This window comes from Phytobacter cepae (assembly GCF_054165735.1).
In genome coordinates this window covers 2,059,612-2,079,339 of sequence record NZ_CM135107.1, presented here as the reverse complement: position 1 = coordinate 2,079,339, position 19,728 = coordinate 2,059,612, and the positions used below count along the sequence as shown (strand labels likewise).

Below are 19,728 nucleotides of genomic sequence, written 5' to 3'. Positions count from 1 at the left end.
CATTAAGCCCTTTTTTTCCGGGCAGCAGCATCGCCAGTTTGGTTTGATTCATTAAGCAAACGAGTGGAAAGCAGAATGCCAGTGTGGATCTGTTGCAGGTCATCCACGCGGGATTCCTGAGTCAGACGCGTAATAGTCTGATGGTTGTCAAAACGGAACTGACAGATAACCTGATTAGTTTCAGCCAGCTTAACCATTTGCGGAAGTGTTAATTCGACCAGTGTATTGGCCATTTCTTCATTGACGCCTAAGCGAAACATCGCTGAAGGTTTGTCCTGACTGATCAAACGCTGAGCAAGGAGCAGATATGACAAATTGATGTCATAAATGTGTTTCAGCAACTCGGATGTATGCATTTTTCCCATCCAGAATAACCAACTTGTGTCTTATGCGGTCAAGCCGCACCCCGTGATGTCGCCGGGAAAAACCCGGTAAAAAAAGAAAGGCTAAAAAATGCATATCTAACTTAGGATCGGTGAGAAAGACGTCGGTTGAAATGTTAGCGTCTTGCCACACTCTTAATCATTTCTTACAAAGAACTAAGACTTTTCCTAATTCGACGCAACTGTACTCGTAGGTGCTCACACATACAATCTGACCATGGAGAAATTTTGAAAATTATGTGATACACGTCACATAATTTAAGCTATTTCCCATAATAAATCTATCAGTCTGGCTTCTGATTTGAATATTTTTTGTTCTATCAATCGTCTTTTCTATTCCTTTTGTGCGAATAGTCATGCAAAAAACTTGCACAATGGCCTTAACTGGTCTGATGTCGGGCCATTTAAGAAATTTAAAAACAGTCAATTGTTTCTAAAAAAGAAACGATAATAAAAAGCCATATAAAACAGTAAATTATGCAATCAGATTCATTAATTAATTACCATTCGCTATCATTTCAATATTGTTAATCGAGCTAATTAATAATTTCACTATTTAACTTTAAATGCGGAAAATTTAAGTTAAGTGTTTAATATTTGTTAAAATGTTTAAAGGTCAATCAGTCGATTCGATAAGAATCCTTAATGAATATTTATGACATTGTTCACATGATTGTCATTCTCATGGATTGCGCTGGTGGCAGAAAGGGAGTAATGCTGGTAAGTGAAACCCGTTGCAGGAGCTCATTATGCGCTATACCCACCTTTTAGTTGCCGTCTCAATGTCACCTGAAAGTCACCGGTTAGTAGCAAAAGCGGTGTCAATCGCCCGTCCGTTTCAGGCACGGCTCACGCTTATCACCCTTATGTCCGATCCCGAAATGTACAACCATCTGGTTGCGCCGATGATGGAGAACGTGCGTGAAGTGCTGGCGGAAGAAACGCAACAATTTATGAATGAGCTGGTTGAACGCGCCGGTTATCCCGTCGAGCAAACGATCGTGGCTTCCGGTGAGCTTAGCGAGCATGTCCGTCACACCTGCCGTACCCAGAGTGTCGATCTGGTTATCTATGGCAACCATAATCAGGGTTTCTTTTCACGGGCGACGTGTTCGGCGAAATCGATTGTGGGGAGCAGCGGCGTGGACGTGCTTCTTGTGCCGCTTGAGGCGTAAAAAAACTCCCGCCGAAGCGGGAGTGAGGGGTTAAGCCAGTTTCGGGAAGGCCGCCACGTTGTTCTGTAGCCTGCTGTCAGCACTACGTGGCGCGATGCCCTTTAAATCGTCAATAAACCTCTCCTGCCAGTGATGAATATCATTCTTCTTAATCACCTCCAGCATCTCTGAATGTCGCGCTATACGCTCAGCCAGCGGCATAGTGAGCGCCCTGTCCAGCGCAGCGGCAACATCATCGCGATCGTAAGGATTGACGATCAGCGCCGAGGTCAGTTCGTTTGCCGCGCCGGCAAATTGCGACAGCACCAGCACGCCGGGGTTAGCGGGATCCTGTGCTGCAACATACTCTTTCGCGACCAGGTTCATCCCGTCCCGCAGCGGCGTCACCAGCCCGACCTCGGCATAGCGAAACACTTTCATCAGGACTTTGCGATCGAAGTGCTGATTCAGGTAGTAAAGCGGCGTCCAGCCTAACTGACCGTATTTACCATTGATTCGGCCCGCTTCTGTTTCGAGCTGATGACGAATGTCCTGGTAGGCCTGCACTTCACCACGAGAGGTGGGGGCAATCTGGGTGTAACGAATTTTGCCATGATGCTGCGGGTACTTTTCCAGTAACGCCTCATAAGCCAGGAAGCGTTCAGGCAAGCCTTTGGAATAGTCCAGTCGCTCAACCGAGAAGATATTCTTCACATTCTTGAGCTCGTTTTTAAGCTGTGCCAGTTTGGGCGGCATGGGCCCTGCGGCCTGCTCGGCAATCTCTTCAGGCTCAATCCCGATAGGATAGACCTCAGTATTAAAGGTTTTGCCCCAGGCGGTATGGTTTTTCCCACTGCGGGTAGTGACGCGCGTTTGCGCCGACACCGAGTCAAGAAACGCGAGCCTGTCGTTCTCGGTCTGGAAACCGAGCAGGTCATAGTCACATAAGGCTTCGAGCAACTCGGCGTGCGGGGGAAGCGCGTTAAAAATTTCAGGGGTCGGGAACGGAATGTGCAGGAAGAAGCCAATCTGGTTATTGATGCCTCTGTTGCGCAGTTCACTGGCGAAAGGCAGCAAATGGTAATCATGAATCCAGAGGATATCGTCCTCTTTCAAGAGCGGCAGTAGTTTGTCTGCCAGTAGCGCATTAACCCGCTGATACCCGTCCCAGGCATCACGCTGATAGTTCACCAGGTCCAGACGGTAATGGAATGCGGGCCACAACACCGCATTGGAAAATTGCGAATAGTACTGATCGTAATTTTCCTCACTGAGGTTAAAGGATGCCCAGGTAATATTGCCACGGGACACCTCATTTAACGGGGCCTCTTCATCCCCAATTTCACCACTCCAGCCAAACCACAAGCCTCCGGTCGCTTTTAGCGCCCCGAGAATGCCGACTGCCAGGCCACCTGCGCTGGATTTTTTATCATCAGGCGGTGCAATGCGATTAGATACTACGACTAAGCGACTCATAGCCATCTCTCCTGTTTGTTAACGCCTTTTCTTCTTGTAATTGATGGTCGGTGATACGTTTTAGCCACTGATGAACACCTTTTACATCGTTTAACCGGTAGCCAGCCAGCGTACGTCCTGTGCCAACCTTAACCGAAACACCCTTCAATCGATTGACCACGTCAAAACCATGCTCGTCGGTCAGATCATCGCCAATAAAGACCGGTGTGCGCCCATGAAACGGTGCTTCCTGCAGAAAAGTTTCAATGGCGGCACCTTTATCAATCGCCGCAGGCTTAAGCTCAATGACGCACTTCCCTGGCTGCATCGACAGCTCGGGATAGCGCGCCACCATTTTCATCGCCAGCGCACGAATGTCTTCCTCATGGTGCAGCGCCTGACGATAGTGCAGCGCAAAGGCCATGCCTTTGGCTTCAAGTTCAGTGCCGCGAAGTTGCGCCATTTCGGCCACCAACTCATGTTCCAGCGGCTGGACAACGCTAAGCGGTAACGAGACCCGGTGGATTTCACCATTGATGTCGCGGCGCTCTGCCCCATGCACCCCGGCCAGCGGGAAACGATGAGGAGAAGCAAGCTGGTCAAGCTCAGCCATTGAACGCCCTGAAATCAACGCCAGCGCACCATCATTGAGTCTTGCAAGCAGTGCAAGCTGCTCAAGTACGTCTGATGGAACGAATACCAGATCCGGATGCGGTTGGATATCAGCGAGGGTGCCATCGAGGTCGAAAAAAAAGGCAAATTTACCCGAAAATACAGGCGGTATGGATAACGTGTCAGCCACCCTGGACTCCTCCTTACAGTGTGAGAGAAAGGTCTCTTTCGATAACCTTTCATTATCATTAGCCATGTAAGTATAGACAGTGTGACGGCGCTCGCCATTTTATGCGGAACTCTCCAGCCGAATTAACGCCTGGAGAGTTTGATAACGTAGACTTAAAGGTCGGGACGGTTTTATTAAACGGTACGTTTGGCTTTTTGTTTGTAACGGTCAAAGATGACCGCTGCAAGCAGGATCAGACCGCGAACAACATACTGAGCAAACGGCGAGATATTGAGCAAGTTCATGGCGTTTTCTACCGTACCCAGAATCAGGATCCCGGCGACCACGTAAGAGATCTTGCCAATCCCCCCTTTCAGAGACACCCCGCCTAATACACAGGCTGAGATAACAATCAACTCATAACCGATAGAGGTCATCGGCTGACCGCTTGTCATGCGTGATGCAAGGATAATCCCTGCGGCGGCGGACACCAGGCCAGAAAGCACAAAGATGATGATTTTGGTACGCACCACCGGCACACCGGCCAGACGCGCCGCTTCTTCGTTACCGCCAATGGCCAGCGTATTGCGCCCAAAGGTGGTGCGATTGAGCAGGAAGCCAAAGACAATCAGGCAGGCCACGGTCAACCAGATGGGTGCCGGCAGGCCTAACCAGTTGGCATAGCCCAGGGTAAAGAAGCTTTCGTCTTCAATACCCACCGCTTTACCGTCTGAAATAATATAGGCCAGCCCGCGCACTATCTGCATCGTCGCAAGGGTGGTTATCAGGGCGTTGATTTTAAGTCGTGCAATAACGAAACCGTTGATAAAACCACTCACCACACCCAGCATCAGGCCTGCAAACACGCCAATCCACAGGCTTTCACTGAGGTTGATAACCACCGCGGTTGTTACACCTGCGCAGGCGATAACCGAGGCCACGGACAGGTCAAAATCGCCGGAAGCCAGGCAGAAAAGCATCCCACAGGCCACCATCCCCGACATCGAAATGGCAAGCCCCAGGCCTTTCATATTGATGAAGGTCGCGAAGTTAGGTACAAAAACCGCGCAGCCAAGGAACAGCACGGCAAACACCACCAGCATGCCGAACTGGTCCCAAATGCGCCCGAACGTAAATGGCGACTTTGATGCGCCGGAAGAGGTTAAAGATGACATCGTGTTCTCCTCGCTCAGGCAACAGCCTGGCTGACTTTTGGCATTGCGAGGCTTAAAGCTCGCTGTTCATCTGCCTGACCATGAAGCAGTTCCCCGGCAATTTCCCCTTCCCGCATCACAATGATCCGGTCGGCGACACCCAGGACTTCAGGCAGGTCACTGGAAGCAAACAACACCGCGACACCACGGGCTGCCAGCGCATAGATAACGTTATAAATTTCATGTTTTGCTCCGACGTCAATACCGCGCGTCGGCTCATCGAGCAAAATGACCTTCATCTCTTCGGAGAGCCAGCGGCCGAGAATGGCTTTCTGTTGGTTTCCACCTGAGAGGTTCATGATCAGCTGGTCGGCACTGGGGGTTTTAATGTTAAGGGCATTGATATGATGCCGGGCGTTTTCTGCTTCCCATCCGTCATTAATCAGGCACCCCGCACGCAGGTATTTGCGGCGTGCGCTGATGTTGATATTTTCCCGTACCGAGTGAACCGGAATAATGCCGTCGGCTTTCCTGTCTTCCGGGCATAGCATCATACCGGCACTGATGGCGTGCGCAGGTTTTTGAATGTTCACGGTCTGACCGTCAATAAAGACCTTGCCCTCGGAGATGCGAGTGCCACCAAACAGACCTTTCATTAATTCACTGCGACCCGCCCCCACGAGACCAAACAGGCCGACGATTTCGCCACTGCGCACCGTCAGACTGATTGGGGTACGGACGCCGGGCGCTTTGACCTGCTCCAGACGCAGCCGCTCATCGCCATAATCACGCGGTTTCCAGCCGTAGATATCCCCCAGATCCCTGCCGACCATGGCCTGGACCAGCGAATCATGATTGACCTGCTGCATGTCGGTGAAGGTACGTACATAACGGCCATCTTTGAACACGGTAATCGCGTCGCTCAGGGCAAATATCTCTTCCATACGGTGCGAAACATAGAGGATCACGCGCCCTTCTTTGCGCAGCTCGCGAATCACCCGGAACAGATTCTCAATTTCGCGAGCGGAGAGGGAGCTGGTAGGTTCGTCAAAGGCAATAATTTTGGCATTGCGCGCCAGGGCTTTGGCAATTTCAACCATCTGCCACTGACCAATAGAGAGATATTTCAGCGGCGTTTGCGGGTCGATATCGAGCCCGAGGTGTTTTAGCTGAAGCCCGGCTTCATAATTCAGCAGCGAGCGATTAACGAATCCGCTCTTATGAGGAAGTTGCCCGAGGTAGATATTCTCTGCCACGGTCATTTCCGGCACCAGGTGAAGCTCCTGGTAAATAATCGCCACCCCGGCGTTGAGCGCCGCAGTCGTGTCGTTAAAGCTGACGTCCTGACCTTTGATCGCCAGCGTCCCGGTCGTCGGCGCGTAGTTGCCACTGAGGACCTTTAACAGAGTCGACTTACCGGCACCGTTTTCTCCCATCAGGGCGTGCACCTGTCCCGCGTGGCAATCAAAACTGATGTCACTCAGGGCTTTTACGCCCGGGAACGTCTTACCAATGCCGCGAAAGGAGAGATAGGGAGTTGAGTCTTGCATAACGTCTCCGTGAATCATTTTCTTGGTGTACATCAGGCCCTCCACCCGAAAGCAGAGGGCGCTATCAGCAGAGATTTACTTCACGCCCAGCCCTTTTTTCGCCAGCTCTTCTTTAAAGTTATCGCGCGTGATCAGCACCACGTCGGTAACCGCTGTGAATTTAGGCGGTTCGACGCCTTTGGTGACCCAGTTGTACAGCAGCTCACTGGTTTTGTAGCCGTGTACATCCGGGCTTGGCAGCAGCGAGCCGTAGAAGCCTGTCGCCTGCGCTTTAGACAGCTCGCTGACCGCATCCACACCGTTGATGCCGATACCAATCACGTTAGGTGCTTTAAAGCCCTGCCCTTCGGTTGCACGTACGCCGCCCAGCACAGTGCTGTCGTTCATGCCTACCACCAGCCAGTGTTTAACTTCCGGGTGCTGTACCAGCAAGGAGTTGCCGGCATCGAATGCGCCAGGGATATCGTTAGATTTGGTCGGGACCTGATAAATTTGTTTTTCCGGGAAGCCTGCGGCTTTCAGTGCATCCATGGAACCGGTGGTACGACGACGCGCGGTATCCAGTTCGTTGGCGGTAATGGCCATTACCGCGGTTTCTTTAATATCCCAGCCGCGTTTTTGCATCTCTTTATACAGTTCCTGACCCTGGCGCGCGCCAATTTCACTCGCCGCCATCATCACCAGCGGAACGGAAGTCATCGGTTCGCCTTTCGCATTCACGAACTGGTCATCCACGGCAATGACTTTCATGTCATAGCCTCGGGCTTTGGCCACAATGGCTGCGCCCAGTTTAGGGTCAGGGGTACAGATAACAAATCCCTTCGCGCCGCTTGCCGCAAGGCTGTCGATAGCATTCAGCGTTTTTTCACCATCCGGGACCGCAATCTTAATCACTTCAAACCCTAAGTCTTTGCCCGCTTTGTCGGCAAATTTCCACTCCGTCTGGAACCAGGGTTCTTCCGGCTGTTTCACTAAAAAGCCCAGTTTCATCGATTCAGCGATAGCGGATTGTGACATAACGGCAGCCAGACCTATGGCTGCCAACGCTTTAGTGAATTTGTGCATGGTTATCTCCAGCTTTGGCATTCTTTTATGTAGGGGGAAAATTTTACCGGTTCATTTAAAAGTTCATAAAACAAGGCATTAGAGTCCGCACTTCACTGGACACCTGTGCTGGCAGTAGTTTTAGCGGGAAATTGATTCTCCATAGGAGAGCAACATCACACCGCAGAATTACAGTAATTACGTACATAAATTCAGCGGATTTAGACATAAAAAAAGGCGGATTTGTCAGACAATTAGAGAGGGGGTCAGCAGATTAATCCATAGCATCAGCTATGTTATCCTTGTCCCCGAATGCAGGGCGCACCCGGGGGAGGCATTACCAGGCGTAATAAATGTGATCCGCGTGGTCACGGACCGGCGCGTCATCGCCTAGCAGGCGAGCAGAAAGCGCGAAGGCGAAGTCGAAAGCGTGGCCCAGCCCTTTTCCGCTCAGCAAGTTGCCATCTTCCACAACCGGGGCATCAACATATTCACCGCCGCTCACCCCTTCCCACAGGTCGCCAGAGCAGACATAACGGCGCCCGTTTAGCAGCCCATTCCCGCCCAGCACACGTGCGGCGGCTGAGCAGATGGGGCAAATAAGCTTGTTTTGCGCGTCATGAGATTTAACAAAGGCAATAACGTCAGCGCTGGCAGCAAGGTTGACGCTGCCCTGCGGGCCACCCGGAAGCACGACGGCATCGTAAAGTTCACCGCTGCGCTCCACCAGAGTATGGTCAGCGACCATTGGAATATTGTGATAACTGACGACGGCGCGGGATTCCGCGCACGCAAGTGTTTCTACTTCAATATGCAGACGACGCAGAATATCAATAGTAATAATGGCTTCAGCTTCCTCAAAACCGGGCGCCAGCAACACCGCCACTTTTTTCATTTATGCATTCCTTACCAACAGGTTGAAAGAGTGTTTATTTTTACTCAAAACACCGTTTCATAACCATACCCTTGTCACATATCGGCACCTCTTTGCCTGGGATCGCGTGTAGTGTGGATTTGACCGAATGCACTGACGCCAACCTGAATCGGAAAACGTTTTAATTTATTTCAGAATTAAAGTTGAATCACCGTAATTTCGCCATCCGGTAACGAAGGGTAACCGATTATCTTTAAGGATGTTCTTATTCCCCTCTTCTCGTTATTCTTATTTCCCCGGCCGTGGATGGCTAAATAAAAAATGATTTCTGCACAGGATCATCCCATACATAAGGATATAACCATGACAACCCCTTCAATGGCGCGTAAATTAAACGCCCAAATGAATCTTGAATTTAGTGCATCGCAACTTTATGTCACCTTAAGCAATTGGTGTATGGAGCGTAACCTGACGCGTATTGCGCTGTGTTTGCGGCATCAGGCGCAAACCGGCATCACCCATACGATGCGCGTTTTTGACTATATAAAACAAACTGGCCGCTATCCAATAATAAAATCCGTGAATATTTCGACCACAGCAATTCATTCAATTGATGAACTACTGCAACAGGCGGTGGAGAATCAGTTAATGCGTTATCAGGAGCTGGCGTGCCTCGCCGAAGCGGCCCGGGTGGAAACGGATAATACTGCCTTAAACTTGCTCTCTGCTATTTATGACGATCAGAAAAGTCTTCACGAGCAATTAATTACTCAGATGAATGAATATTCCCGTCTTCCGGTTACATTGACTCGCTAAGCCCTTAGGAATCTCCAGAAGAAATGCGTGCACGAGCGGCCCCCTCGCCCATTTGGGGAGAGGGCTGGGGTGAGGGGGAAAATGCGGCGCTGAGGGTCATTCCGTTCACCTTATGTTCCTTGCTTTTCAATAACGCCAGAACCCGTGAACGTGCCAGGGTGGTTCACCGCCACCACCCTGGCGACCCGGGCTCCCGGCCAGGAAAATCGCCGCTGACGCGGTCCACTACGCGTATTCCTTCAGGCTGATCGGGGACGGGCGAAGGTAACGTCCATGTAAAATCGCCCTCGCCGCGCATCCCTGCGCGTCGCCCCGGCCTTGCGGATATGCTTCGTCGATTTTCAGCCGGACCCTCTCATCGCGGTGGCTGTTGTGTTCTCATTGCGCAGTGTTAACGCTGCAAAACGTCATATCACTGCGGATCCCTCAGCGCTAAGCCCCCTTCCCTGGTCACCATTCTCATGAATCAATGGATTCTGCGAACAGTTTTAACCCTTTTGTTTACACAAATATCAAATTAATGTTAATGAAAAGTATATAAGTTATTGCTTTTATTAAATTTTCTCAAATCCGATCTGGCTCTCATTGAGTAGCATTACAAAATGTAATGATTTGTCTGGTTTATCAATATCAAGGACAAGTGAGTCATGATTACCATTGAATTTATTATTATTATTCTCTGCTTGCTACTGGGGACGCGTTTCGGCGGGATGGGGTTGGGGTTAATCAGCGGCATTGGCCTCTTTATACTGAGTTTTGTCTTTGGCCTTGAGCCAGGCAAACCGCCGGTCGACGTGATGTTGACCATTCTTGCCGTCATAGGCTGCGCCGCCACGTTGCAAACCGCAGGCGGCCTGAACGTGATGATGCAGTTTGCTGAACGTCTGTTGCGCCGTCATCCACAACACATCACCCTACTGGCCCCGTTTACCACGTGGATGCTGACCTTTCTCTGCGGCACCGGGCATGTGGTTTACACTATGTTCCCCATCATTGCTGATATCGCATTGAAGAAAAACATCCGCCCGGAACGCCCGATGGCGGTGGCTTCTATTGCCTCACAAATGGCGATCACAGCGTCACCGGTGTCGGTGGCCGTGGTGTCGTTAGTCTCCATTCTGGCGGCCCAGCATGGGATAGGTCATGCATGGAGCATCCTTGAAATTCTGGCCGTTTCCGTACCGGCATCGTTATTTGGCGTGGCTATCGCTGCATTGTGGAGCTTACGCCGTGGAAAAGATCTCGCCGACGATGCAGAATTTCAGGAAAAGCTTAAAGATCCAAAACAACGTGAGTTTATCTATGGTGCCAGCGAGACCCTGATGAACCAGCGGTTTCCGAAGGAAGCCTACTGGTCAACCTGGATCTTCTTTACCGGGATTCTGGTGGTGGTTCTGCTCGGCGCACTCCCTGACCTTCGTCCGGCCTTCGAAGTGAAAGGCAAGCTCTCGCCGTTGTCCATGAACCTGGTTATCCAGATGATGATGTTAATTGCCGGCGCCATTATGCTGGTGGTCTGCAAGGTTAATCCTTCTGCCATTTCCAGTGGTGCGGTGTTTAAAGCGGGGATGGTGGCGATCTTCTCGGTGTTTGGCGTCGCCTGGATGAGCGATACCTTCTTTCAGGCACACCTGAACGAACTAAAAATGGCGCTGGAAGGGGTCGTTAAGAGCCACCCCTGGACCTATGCCATCGTGCTGTTTCTGGTATCTAAACTGGTGAACAGCCAGGCGGCGGCATTAACGGCAGTCGCTCCGATGGGACTGATGCTTGGCGTTGAGCCAAAAATGCTGCTGGCCTTCTTCCCCGCCTCTTACGGCTACTTCGTCCTGCCGACCTACCCGAGCGATCTGGCCTGTATCGGCTTTGACCGCTCCGGGACTACCCGTATTGGTAAATTCATTATCAACCACAGCTTTATTTTGCCAGGACTGATTGGCGTGAGTTGCGCCTGTGCGGCAAGCTATATGCTGGTGTCTGTCTTCTTTTAAAGCCCGCTTTATTTGGCGCGATGCGCCAAACGCCGGAAATAAAAAAACCTGCCATCGCAGGTTTTTTTATTATCAGAACATAGCGCCAGGCGGTACGTCTTTGAAGGTTTTGCAGTAGGTTTCAAAAATGCTTTTCAGGATTTTGCGCAATTTCATGGTTTGCTCCGACGATTTGTTATGCAGGTGTTATCAGTTGATGTGCATATAATATGACCTTCATCACAAAACACAAGTTTTTCGTGACAGAAATCACGTTTTAAAAATCGTGGAAATGCGTTTTTTGTTAAAAATGCGTGTTAAATCTGCTGGTTAGCAAACTAAAAATATTTTGATGTTATTAAATATTTTTTGAGGGGATCAAGAGGCGTACGACAAGGATTTAACAAATGGCGAGGAAAAGGGCCGGCATCGGCCGGCCCGCAGCGCATCAGGCAAGGATTTCGCGCACGAAAGCTTCAATCTCTTTATCCTGGCAGTTCTCAAAGAAGCACTGCTGGAAACGTGGACCCGAAACGGCCGTTTTCACCAGCTCAGGATCGATAGCACGCAGGGTGTCGAGGTAATTTTCCTTCACTACCGCGGCTTTGACCTGATTCAGAATACCGGCATTACGCACCTGCGGCTCTTTACGCTCCGGCGGGTAACCTTCGCCCTTGCGCCCGGTAAAGGCTTTCTCAAAAATAAAACGAACGTTCAGCTCTGCGCCCCAGCCGAAGCCTTTAGCGAAAGGCAAGGAAAGTGCGTTGCCGTTGTTGATTTGTGCGAACAGGAAGGCGTCGGCGGGATCGATACAATAGCCGCAGATGACACCAGGATGGATGTTCAGTGACATCAGTGCCCCTTGCCCGGTACCGCAGCCTGTGACGACGAAATCAACCGCTTTGGCATTCAGCAGAATGCTAGCCATAATACCAAGGTGGATATACGTCAGATGATGGTCATTTTCATCACTCATCCCGACGTTAAAAACCGGAAAGTCTTTTTCACCGGCAACGGCCTTAAGCTCGTTAAGAATGGTGGCGTTTTTACCCGCCTGGCTGTTTTCCATCATCAGTGCAATTTTCATCTTCATCTCCAGATTAACGTGCTCGATAGCAAATGTTAGTCAACCTTACTACCTGGTAAACATACTTTCAAATTTAATGAAAAAAGGTTTTAAAAAAGCAAATTGCCTTCACAGTTTTGCTGGCGTGAAATGAGCGCGAGGGAGAAAACGGGATGGACGATACATGCGGAAAACAAAAAGGAAGGCGGTGGTGAAATTTTTTTCCAGCATGGCCGGCGTCACCTTTTTTCTCATCACCCTGGTCGGTTATTGGTGTGGAAGTGCACCTGCAACCGCAGCCCCTGGCAAAAGTCAGACCGCGGAACAATCTGTTCCCGTCTGGCTTTATGATGCCCAGAGCTTCGAGTTCTGGCGAGATGATAAAGGCCAGTATCAGGGACTTTACCCCACGCTTGTCCGTTTGATTAACGAAACCTACGGTTATCACCTGCAAATTATCCCCATTGATGGCGAAGCGATTGCCCGCCAGTTTAGGAACAATCAATACGGCGTTTATGCCGGGGTGATACGCACGGAAGATCGTGCGCGCACTCGCCTGCTCTCCTCCCGGATTTTCGATAACGAAGTGGTGGCAGCCAGCCTAAATCAGCGCGTTTTTAAAACGGAAGAGTTGACCAAAGCGCGCGTACTGTTTCGTGCCAATGATGCCACGCTGGAACGGGTCAAACAGAGCTACCCCGCCCTCACCTTCCGTGATTTACGCATGGTGAGCAGCAGCGAAGAAGCGTTTCAGTTATTAAGTGATGATCGGGCCGACTTCTACATCAATGATGCCAGTGAGATGGAAAACACCACGCGCTATTATCAACTGTCGCGCCCTTTTCCCGCCTTACGCATTGCCAGCGTGTTTGCTTTTAGTCCTGAGCTCGTCAGCCTGCGCAACACCTTCAATACGTTCATTGATGACGCCTGGCGAAGCGGCAAAATGCAGCAGCTGTTAACGGAAAATAAACGGCAGTATCTGTTGAGTCGTATTACGGTGAGCGACGATGAGCAGGCGTGGTTACAGGCGAACCGCCTTGAGCTTTGGTTGCCAAAAAATGAAAACTTCGCCCCGCTTATCTGGCGCGATCGCTCCGGCTATCATGGCTCAGCCATTGATATGATTAATGACATGCGCGACTTAATGCATATTAATGTCGACGTGCATTATGTTGATGATTATTTCTCTGAACTCCGCCGTCAGAACTGGCCCATTAAACTGGTTGAGTTGATTGACGTTCGCGATCCGTCGCCACCAGAGGGGATGATTGGGCCGACAATTTCCTGGCATAACGTTTACTACAACCGCATCGGCCAGCCCTTCCTGTGGGATGAAGAGCAGATTCGCCACCAGCGTGTCGGCGTAATTAAAGGCAGCTTCTCGCAGTTTTATCTGCAGCAACGTTATGGCAGCGACATTACGCTCGTGACTTATGCCAGTGTCGATGGACTGATCTCGGGTCTCGAAAACGATAAAATTGACTTTGTGCTCGGCGATTTAAGCACCATGGAGAGCTCGCTGCGCGGCAATGAGTTGTTCCGGGGTGTCCTGAAGGTCGCAGGCATCACCCGCTCGGAATACCGGATTGGCTCACGGGTCGATAACGACCATCCACTGCACAGTTTGATGACCAGGCTGCATCGGTTGTCGAGCTACCGTACCCAGCTTGAGCGTAGTGAGCCCCCTTCCGCGTTCCCGGAATTAACCCGCAACACGCTGAAAATCATCAGCGTTCTGCTCCTTATCACCGTTATCTTCAGCCTCTTTCTGCTGGTCATTATGTGGCGACACATGAAGCAGAATCGTGTGGTGAATCGCAACATTGTACAGGCGCTGGAAAAAGTAAACCGCGCCCATGATGATGAGACGGGCAGCCACATTCAGCGGGTGGCCAGGTATTGTGGTTTTCTCGCCAGGGAATTACATCTGTCTCGTCGCGTCGTCAGGGATATCGAAAATTTTGCCTCCTTGCATGATGTGGGCAAAATCGCTGTGCCAGAGCGAATCTTACGCAAACAGGGCCCCCTCACACCGGAAGAGTTTGATGAAATGAAGCTGCACACTCTTAAGGGCTGGCGGATCATTCAGGGGCTGTCGCTGGGCCCGATTGCGGAGAACATGATTCATTTCCATCATGAGAAATGGGATGGCAGCGGTTACCCGGAAGGGCTTCGCGGTGAACAAATACCGCTGGAAGCTCGCATTCTCGCACTCGCCGATGTTTACGATGCCCTGCGTCAGAAACGAATATACAAACCCAGCTTCAGCCATACGCAGGCATCGCAGATCATCGCCGATGGCGCAGGCCGCCATTTTGATCCGCAGCTGGTGGCACTGTTTCGTCAACATCACGCACAATTTGCGCTGATCTACGACAGCCTTGCCGACTGAGTTTGAGTTGTTGTGCATAAAAAGGCCTGTTCCGCAGGCTATTCCAGCGATTGCCCACGCCCTGCCCGTGTAAGATGCAACAATGCCCATAAAAAACAGAGCGAATTCATGAACAAAATCAGTGTTGCCGCCGCATTGTTGCTGCTCACCGGGTGCACCATCACCAAAGAACCTAAAGTGAGCAGCGTTGATACCACCAGCGGCATCGTGCGGCTTAGTTTTAGTGAAGCGATGATGCAATCGGCACGCTATGACAGCTATACCACTCAGGGTACGGCCAATAAACAGTGCCAGCAGATGGGCTATGCCACCGCTGTGGCTTACGGCCAGCCTATTTCCACCTGTAGCGTTATTAGCGGTTCAGTGTGCATGAATACCACGGTGACCATTCAGTATCAGTGTCGCGGTATTGCTTTTAATCAAACTGCTTCCGCCGGGACACAAGCCTGGTAATCCCCCTGCCAGCGTTAATTCGCTGGCCATAATGCCATTTAATAAATTAAAGAATAATTATCATTTGCAGTGGTAATAATAATGCAATGCGTTTTATTCCCATTCTCATTGTTAATAAATGAATTTTTTATTTTACCTTTTGCAAATAATTAAATAACAAATTATAGTGGCGACACTTTACTCCCCTTTATTATTTTCTGGAGCTGCACCATGTTAAAAGCTGAAATGATTGAAAAACTCAATGAGCAGATGAATCTGGAACTCTTTTCTTCTCTGCTTTATCAACAGATGAGTGCCTGGTGCAGCTTTAACAGTTTTGAAGGTGCTGCCGCCTTTTTGCGTCGCCATGCGCAGGAAGAGATGACGCACATGCAGCGCCTGTTCGACTATCTCACCGACACCGGCAGCCTGCCCCGCATCAGCACCATTCAGATGCCGGTTGCGGAATACGCTTCCCTGGATGAGTTGTTCCGTGCCACTTACGAACATGAACAGTTAATTACGCAAAAAATCAATGAACTTGCCCATGTAGCCATGACGTCTCAGGATTATCCTACGTTCAATTTCCTGCAGTGGTACGTTGCCGAACAGCACGAAGAAGAGAAACTCTTTAAATCGGTTATTGATAAACTGACCCTTGCAGGTAAAAGTGGTGAAGGTCTTTATTTCATCGATAAAGAACTGTCCACCCTCGATACGGCAAATTAATAATCCGTGCGGTAATGGAGATTCATTACCGCATTATTTTAATGGCGACAGATTTTACTTTCGTGTGTTGAAAACCCCTCTTCTGCCGGAATAAACTTTCCGCGTGACGCCAGAAATGCCACCAGTTCCGCAGCCGTCATCTCAGATGCAGAACAGGTATGAAAACGCGCCTGCTCCCCGAATCGCCTTGTAATGGCTTCCACCAGACTCTTTTCTGAATACGTCTCTGCCGATTCCAGCATCATGTTAAGCACTTCATGACCGTGTATTGTCGCCATAACCCCTCCGGTTAAAAATGGCATAGTAAACGGCACCCTGAAAAGGTGTGTTGCGCTGCGACAGGTTTACACGCATCGGACGCAAAGGTTTCACCCACTCGCCCAGCTTGAAAAAGCGAGGTCAGGGCCATCACTTCTTCGCAAACTTTTCTTTACACCCTCTGTAAGGGTGGTTTGACGAATATGCTGTTTTCACTTACTCTGCGCCGCATATTTGTATATCCAGCCCTATCTGTTACAGAGGAAAGCGTGAAAAATCGAACACTTGGTAGTGTTTTTATCGTTGCTGGCACCACCATTGGTGCCGGGATGTTGGCCATGCCACTGGCCGCAGCCGGGGTCGGTTTTGGTGTAACGTTGGTGTTACTGGTGCTGCTTTGGTCGGTCATGTGCTACACCGCTCTGTTGCTACTTGAAGTCTATCAGCACGTTCCGGCCGATACCGGGCTGGGTTCAATAGCACGCCGTTATCTGGGCCGGTATGGTCAATGGGTCACTGGTTTTAGCATGATGTTTTTAATGTACGCGTTGACTGCTGCCTACATGAGCGGTGCCGGTGAGTTGCTGGCCTCCAGTTTGAGCGACTGGACGGGCGTTTCTCTCTCTCCGGTTTACGGCGTGCTGCTCTTTACCCTGGTGGCGGGTGGAGTGGTCTGCATTGGCACCTCGCTTGTGGATCTTTTTAACCGTTTTCTGTTTAGCGCGAAGATTATTTTCCTGCTCGTGATGCTGGCACTACTCGTGCCACACATTCATCACGCAAACTTACTGTCGTTGCCGCTGGAGAAAGGCCTCGCACTGTCGGCCATTCCGGTCATCTTCACCTCTTTTGGTTTCCATGGCAGCGTGCCCAGTATCGTCAGCTATATGAATGGCAACATTCGTAAGCTACGTTGGGTATTTATTACAGGCAGTGCGATCCCTCTCGTCGCCTATATTTTCTGGCAACTGGCAACCCTGGGAAGTATTGAATCATCAACCTTTGCCGGGCTGCTGGCAAACCATGCGGGGCTGAACGGTCTGTTGCAGGCGCTTCGGGAAGTTGTGGCTTCGCCACACGTAGAACTTGCCGTACATCTTTTTGCTGATCTGGCGCTGGCAACCTCATTCCTCGGCGTATCGCTAGGACTCTTCGATTATCTGGCCGATCTGTTCCAGCGCAGAAATAACGCGATGGGACGGGTGCAATCAGGGCTTATTACCTTTCTGCCACCCCTGGCCTTCGCGCTTTTCTACCCACGCGGTTTCGTCATGGCGCTGGGCTATGCCGGTGTCGCCCTCGCCGTGCTTGCACTGCTGCTACCTGCATTGCTGGTCTGGAAGAGCCGCCATGCGCACCCGGATGCCCCTTACCGGGTCGCGGGTGGCAAACTTGCGCTTGTTACCATAATGGCCTGCGGCATCGGCATTATTCTGGTGCAGTTTGCTATCGTCATCGGGTTTTTACCGGAAGTCGGCTAAAAAAAGGGGCTCATGTCTGAGCCCCTTCTCTTTTAATGCAAACAACAGCTTTTGAACTTCCTGCCACTGCCACACGGGCAAGGATCGTTACGCCCCACTTTGACACCGTTCACAATCGGCTGCTGCATGACCGGCTGCTGTGGGTTAGCTGACCAGTAATCGTAAAGGCGCAGCGCGGCAGGACGAATAGCGTCCAGGCTATGGTTAAACTGCACTTCGTCCATCTCATCCAGGCGAGCGAAGTTCTCTTCAGTACCGTGCAGCGCGATGGCATCGAGGTCGGCTTTCAATGCGTCCGGCAGCGCCGACCAGTCGCTTAGACCAACACCGCGCATATAGCCAAAGCACCACTCTTCCACTATGGTAAAGAGTCTGCCGTCCACTTCATTCTCACCAAATACGGGCTCAAACTGATCCGGATAGTGGCTCAGCCGCTCGGCAATATCATTCATGTGCTTGAAACAGAGATTGATAAAACGATCCATTTCACGATCGTTCTTCCAGCGAGGGATATTTTTTTCGCCCCCCCAAATAGCCACTAACCAGCGGTCAGGCTCTACCACAACCGGACCAGACAACACCGCCGTCAGCAGACCGTCCAGCTCAGCGACGTCCATAATTGATTCATCGTCATGCGCATAAGACATCAATGTCTCTTCCAGCCACTGCAATTCGTTTTCGTTTAATGGGCCTTCGGTCATATGATGAACTCCTGAGGGCGAGGGGATTAATGGGAACTGCCTGAAGGGTAAAACAAAATAGTTAAAACAGAAAAACCACCCGGAGGTGGTTTCACGACACTGCTGGCAATGATACCCATGCCGGACAAAAAATATCAAGCGGTAATCATACTTTATAAAATTATGAATAAAATATGTACTACGCCTGTTTAGTGAAAATGGCTGGCTGAAACAGCTTCAGATATAACGCCTTATCACCGGGATAATCCTGGCCAGATAAACCACAACCATGCAAACAGTAAATATCATCAGTTGCCATAAAACACAGGCAATAAGCGGATGCATACTGGTTAAAAAGTTTAGATAGTAGGGAAAGGTTCTTACCAACACAAAATCCGAGATCAAATAGGTGCCAAACACACATAAAGCCATTGTGTGTATCAGGCCTTTACTTTTCACCAAGATTTTATTGTTAGCGACACACTTTATAATATAAAAGAAAGATAAACTTTCAACGATGGTATTGAGTGACTGAAGATCGCTCCAGCTCAAGTACCTTCCGTAGCCGAGATCAAATTGACTCCACGAAATCAAGACGGCAAATATCACTGAAATTATAAAAGCCGCAATCGCAATAGCCAGAAGTGCTGACGATGAAGGGACGTATTTTTGTACATAGTACCCGGCGCATAAATAGCCCACCGGATAGGCAAAGAATGTTAATTCTATCTTTGCATAGGCCTGCACACCCAGACCATGCGTTAAGCTATACAAAAAACCGAAAAGCAGTAAAGAGATGATCAGCAACATCTCGATGTCTCTTTTATCCAGCGCCTTAATCAGCCGCTGAAGAAAAGGCAGCGCAAAGAGGATGCCAATATAAAGGTAAAGATACCATAACGCATTCGAGGCCGGTTTGCCTGTCAGCGTTTTTATCGTCTGCAGCCCATCACTAAACGTTGTGGGGAACGCATTGTTTACATAAAGATAAAACATTGAAAAAACGACCAGAACCACCATCATTCTGCCTATTCTTTTTGCATGTACAGAATAAGGCTCCACACGTGATAATAAAACCGCGCCCGTAGCCATTATAAAAACAGGCACGGCGACCCGGCATAAATAAAAATAAGTTAGTGATGAAAACCACGTGATGGAGGGAGAAAGCGATAAAAAAATCTGGCTGTTAGTGTGGTTTACAATCACCAAAAATATGGCCAGTACTTTTGCCAGGTCAAGATACAGGTAGTGATCTTTTTGCATTTATGCGGTCACATACAATCATGGGTAAAATGTCAATAAATGTAAATATATATGACGTTTAACGATATGCAAGCAATTAATCGGATAAACGTGCCTCTGTATGCTTTTTTCTAACAAGGCGACATAAATTTGACTTAAGGTATGCCAGATCATATATCTTGCAAAAGCGCGATCATCCAACTCAGTAACTGTGTTTTTGAACAAAGAAAAACTCTAATAATGTACCCGCTTTTTTTAGAGGTC

The 19,728-nt window shown here is 49.8% G+C and carries 19 protein-coding genes; 7 read left to right on the top strand and 12 right to left on the bottom strand.

Going from position 1 to position 19,728, the window contains the following annotated elements:
- Positions 1-2 precede the first annotated feature (2 nt).
- Entirely contained in the window at positions 3-356 is a 354-nt protein-coding gene (gene flhD, locus ACUY4Q_RS09730) for a flagellar transcriptional regulator FlhD (protein ID WP_458046816.1), read from the bottom strand.
- Between the two features lie 776 nt (positions 357-1,132).
- On the opposite strand from flhD, the gene uspC reads away from it, so the two are divergent.
- Entirely contained in the window at positions 1,133-1,558 is a 426-nt protein-coding gene (gene uspC / locus ACUY4Q_RS09725; protein WP_458046815.1) for a universal stress protein UspC, read from the top strand.
- 30 nt (positions 1,559-1,588) lie between these two features.
- Here uspC and otsA read toward each other — a convergent pair whose 3' ends face one another.
- From otsA to ACUY4Q_RS09695, 6 genes are all read right to left on the bottom strand, one after another.
- Entirely contained in the window at positions 1,589-3,013 is a 1,425-nt protein-coding gene (gene otsA / locus ACUY4Q_RS09720) for an alpha,alpha-trehalose-phosphate synthase (protein ID WP_458046814.1), read from the bottom strand.
- Positions 2,988-3,794, bottom strand: coding sequence for a trehalose-phosphatase (gene otsB / locus ACUY4Q_RS09715; RefSeq protein ID WP_458046813.1), 807 nt, complete (start codon positions 3,792-3,794; stop codon positions 2,988-2,990). Before otsB ends, otsA begins: the two co-directional genes overlap by 26 nt.
- 173 nt (positions 3,795-3,967) lie before the next feature.
- On the bottom strand, positions 3,968-4,948 hold the full coding sequence (gene araH, locus ACUY4Q_RS09710) for an L-arabinose ABC transporter permease AraH (RefSeq protein WP_458046812.1): 981 nt from the start codon (positions 4,946-4,948) through the stop codon (positions 3,968-3,970).
- Between the two features lie 14 nt (positions 4,949-4,962).
- Positions 4,963-6,477, bottom strand: a complete 1,515-nt coding sequence (gene araG, locus ACUY4Q_RS09705; protein WP_458046811.1) for an L-arabinose ABC transporter ATP-binding protein AraG — start codon at positions 6,475-6,477, stop codon at positions 4,963-4,965.
- Positions 6,478-6,552: 75 nt separating this feature from the next.
- Complete coding sequence (locus ACUY4Q_RS09700) at positions 6,553-7,542, bottom strand: arabinose ABC transporter substrate-binding protein (protein ID WP_458046810.1); 990 nt, start codon at positions 7,540-7,542, stop codon at positions 6,553-6,555.
- Between the two features lie 316 nt (positions 7,543-7,858).
- Entirely contained in the window at positions 7,859-8,416 is a 558-nt protein-coding gene (locus ACUY4Q_RS09695; protein WP_458046809.1) for a DJ-1/PfpI family protein, read from the bottom strand.
- A gap of 342 nt (positions 8,417-8,758) precedes the next feature.
- Between ACUY4Q_RS09695 and ACUY4Q_RS09690 the strand changes: the two genes are divergently transcribed.
- Together ACUY4Q_RS09690 and ACUY4Q_RS09685 are read left to right on the top strand one after the other, a co-directional pair.
- On the top strand, positions 8,759-9,211 hold the full coding sequence (locus ACUY4Q_RS09690; RefSeq protein ID WP_458046808.1) for a ferritin-like domain-containing protein: 453 nt from the start codon (positions 8,759-8,761) through the stop codon (positions 9,209-9,211).
- Between the two features lie 647 nt (positions 9,212-9,858).
- Positions 9,859-11,202, top strand: coding sequence for an anaerobic C4-dicarboxylate transporter (locus ACUY4Q_RS09685; protein WP_458046807.1), 1,344 nt, complete (start codon positions 9,859-9,861; stop codon positions 11,200-11,202).
- Between the two features lie 72 nt (positions 11,203-11,274).
- On the opposite strand, the gene azuC is transcribed toward ACUY4Q_RS09685, so the two are convergent.
- Together azuC and ACUY4Q_RS09675 are read right to left on the bottom strand one after the other, a co-directional pair.
- Positions 11,275-11,358: a stress response protein AzuC gene (gene azuC, locus ACUY4Q_RS09680; RefSeq protein WP_088218881.1), complete on the bottom strand. Its 84-nt coding sequence runs from the start codon at positions 11,356-11,358 to the stop codon at positions 11,275-11,277.
- Between the two features lie 271 nt (positions 11,359-11,629).
- Entirely contained in the window at positions 11,630-12,268 is a 639-nt protein-coding gene (locus ACUY4Q_RS09675; RefSeq protein WP_458046806.1) for an RpiB/LacA/LacB family sugar-phosphate isomerase, read from the bottom strand.
- 190 nt (positions 12,269-12,458) lie between these two features.
- Here ACUY4Q_RS09675 and ACUY4Q_RS09670 point away from each other — a divergent pair, with 190 nt between their 5' ends.
- The 3 genes from ACUY4Q_RS09670 to ftnA all read left to right on the top strand — a co-directional run bounded on the left by ACUY4Q_RS09670 (position 12,459) and on the right by ftnA (position 15,803).
- A complete protein-coding gene (locus tag ACUY4Q_RS09670) occupies positions 12,459-14,642 on the top strand; it encodes an HD domain-containing phosphohydrolase (protein WP_458046805.1) in 2,184 nt (727 codons plus the stop codon).
- A 108-nt stretch (positions 14,643-14,750) separates the two neighbouring features.
- Positions 14,751-15,095: a YecR family lipoprotein gene (gene yecR / locus ACUY4Q_RS09665; RefSeq protein WP_458046804.1), complete on the top strand. Its 345-nt coding sequence runs from the start codon at positions 14,751-14,753 to the stop codon at positions 15,093-15,095.
- A 210-nt stretch (positions 15,096-15,305) separates the two neighbouring features.
- A complete protein-coding gene (gene ftnA, locus ACUY4Q_RS09660; RefSeq protein WP_458046803.1) occupies positions 15,306-15,803 on the top strand; it encodes a non-heme ferritin in 498 nt (165 codons plus the stop codon).
- A 38-nt stretch (positions 15,804-15,841) separates the two neighbouring features.
- On the opposite strand, the gene ACUY4Q_RS09655 is transcribed toward ftnA, so the two are convergent.
- Positions 15,842-16,081 (bottom strand): YecH family metal-binding protein, encoded by a 240-nt coding sequence (locus tag ACUY4Q_RS09655; RefSeq protein ID WP_458046802.1) that lies wholly within the window; start codon positions 16,079-16,081, stop codon positions 15,842-15,844.
- A 249-nt stretch (positions 16,082-16,330) separates the two neighbouring features.
- Between ACUY4Q_RS09655 and tyrP the strand changes: the two genes are divergently transcribed.
- Positions 16,331-17,542 carry a tyrosine transporter TyrP gene (gene tyrP, locus ACUY4Q_RS09650; RefSeq protein ID WP_458046801.1) on the top strand — a complete coding sequence of 404 codons (1,212 nt, stop codon included), beginning with the start codon at positions 16,331-16,333 and terminating at the stop codon, positions 17,540-17,542.
- Positions 17,543-17,574: 32 nt separating this feature from the next.
- On the opposite strand, the gene ACUY4Q_RS09645 is transcribed toward tyrP, so the two are convergent.
- Together ACUY4Q_RS09645 and ACUY4Q_RS09640 are read right to left on the bottom strand one after the other, a co-directional pair.
- On the bottom strand, positions 17,575-18,243 hold the full coding sequence (locus ACUY4Q_RS09645; protein ID WP_458046800.1) for a YecA/YgfB family protein: 669 nt from the start codon (positions 18,241-18,243) through the stop codon (positions 17,575-17,577).
- A gap of 216 nt (positions 18,244-18,459) precedes the next feature.
- On the bottom strand, positions 18,460-19,485 hold the full coding sequence (locus ACUY4Q_RS09640; RefSeq protein ID WP_458046799.1) for an acyltransferase: 1,026 nt from the start codon (positions 19,483-19,485) through the stop codon (positions 18,460-18,462).
- Positions 19,486-19,728 lie beyond the last annotated feature (243 nt).

Bases quoted from the DNA above. Each gene is read 5' to 3' on its own strand.
- flhD (WP_458046816.1), bottom strand. From the start codon at position 356: ATGCATACATCCGAGTTGCTGAAACACATTTATGACATCAATTTGTCA.
- uspC (WP_458046815.1), top strand. From the start codon at position 1,133: ATGCGCTATACCCACCTTTTAGTTGCCGTCTCAATGTCACCTGAAAGT.
- otsA (WP_458046814.1), bottom strand. From the start codon at position 3,013: ATGAGTCGCTTAGTCGTAGTATCTAATCGCATTGCACCGCCTGATGAT.
- araH (WP_458046812.1), bottom strand. From the start codon at position 4,948: ATGTCATCTTTAACCTCTTCCGGCGCATCAAAGTCGCCATTTACGTTC.
- araG (WP_458046811.1), bottom strand. From the start codon at position 6,477: ATGCAAGACTCAACTCCCTATCTCTCCTTTCGCGGCATTGGTAAGACG.
- ACUY4Q_RS09700 (WP_458046810.1), bottom strand. From the start codon at position 7,542: ATGCACAAATTCACTAAAGCGTTGGCAGCCATAGGTCTGGCTGCCGTT.
- ACUY4Q_RS09695 (WP_458046809.1), bottom strand. From the start codon at position 8,416: ATGAAAAAAGTGGCGGTGTTGCTGGCGCCCGGTTTTGAGGAAGCTGAA.
- ACUY4Q_RS09690 (WP_458046808.1), top strand. From the start codon at position 8,759: ATGACAACCCCTTCAATGGCGCGTAAATTAAACGCCCAAATGAATCTT.
- ACUY4Q_RS09685 (WP_458046807.1), top strand. From the start codon at position 9,859: ATGATTACCATTGAATTTATTATTATTATTCTCTGCTTGCTACTGGGG.
- azuC (WP_088218881.1), bottom strand. From the start codon at position 11,358: ATGAAATTGCGCAAAATCCTGAAAAGCATTTTTGAAACCTACTGCAAA.
- ACUY4Q_RS09675 (WP_458046806.1), bottom strand. From the start codon at position 12,268: ATGAAAATTGCACTGATGATGGAAAACAGCCAGGCGGGTAAAAACGCC.
- yecR (WP_458046804.1), top strand. From the start codon at position 14,751: ATGAACAAAATCAGTGTTGCCGCCGCATTGTTGCTGCTCACCGGGTGC.
- ftnA (WP_458046803.1), top strand. From the start codon at position 15,306: ATGTTAAAAGCTGAAATGATTGAAAAACTCAATGAGCAGATGAATCTG.
- ACUY4Q_RS09655 (WP_458046802.1), bottom strand. From the start codon at position 16,081: ATGGCGACAATACACGGTCATGAAGTGCTTAACATGATGCTGGAATCG.
- ACUY4Q_RS09645 (WP_458046800.1), bottom strand. From the start codon at position 18,243: ATGACCGAAGGCCCATTAAACGAAAACGAATTGCAGTGGCTGGAAGAG.
- ACUY4Q_RS09640 (WP_458046799.1), bottom strand. From the start codon at position 19,485: ATGCAAAAAGATCACTACCTGTATCTTGACCTGGCAAAAGTACTGGCC.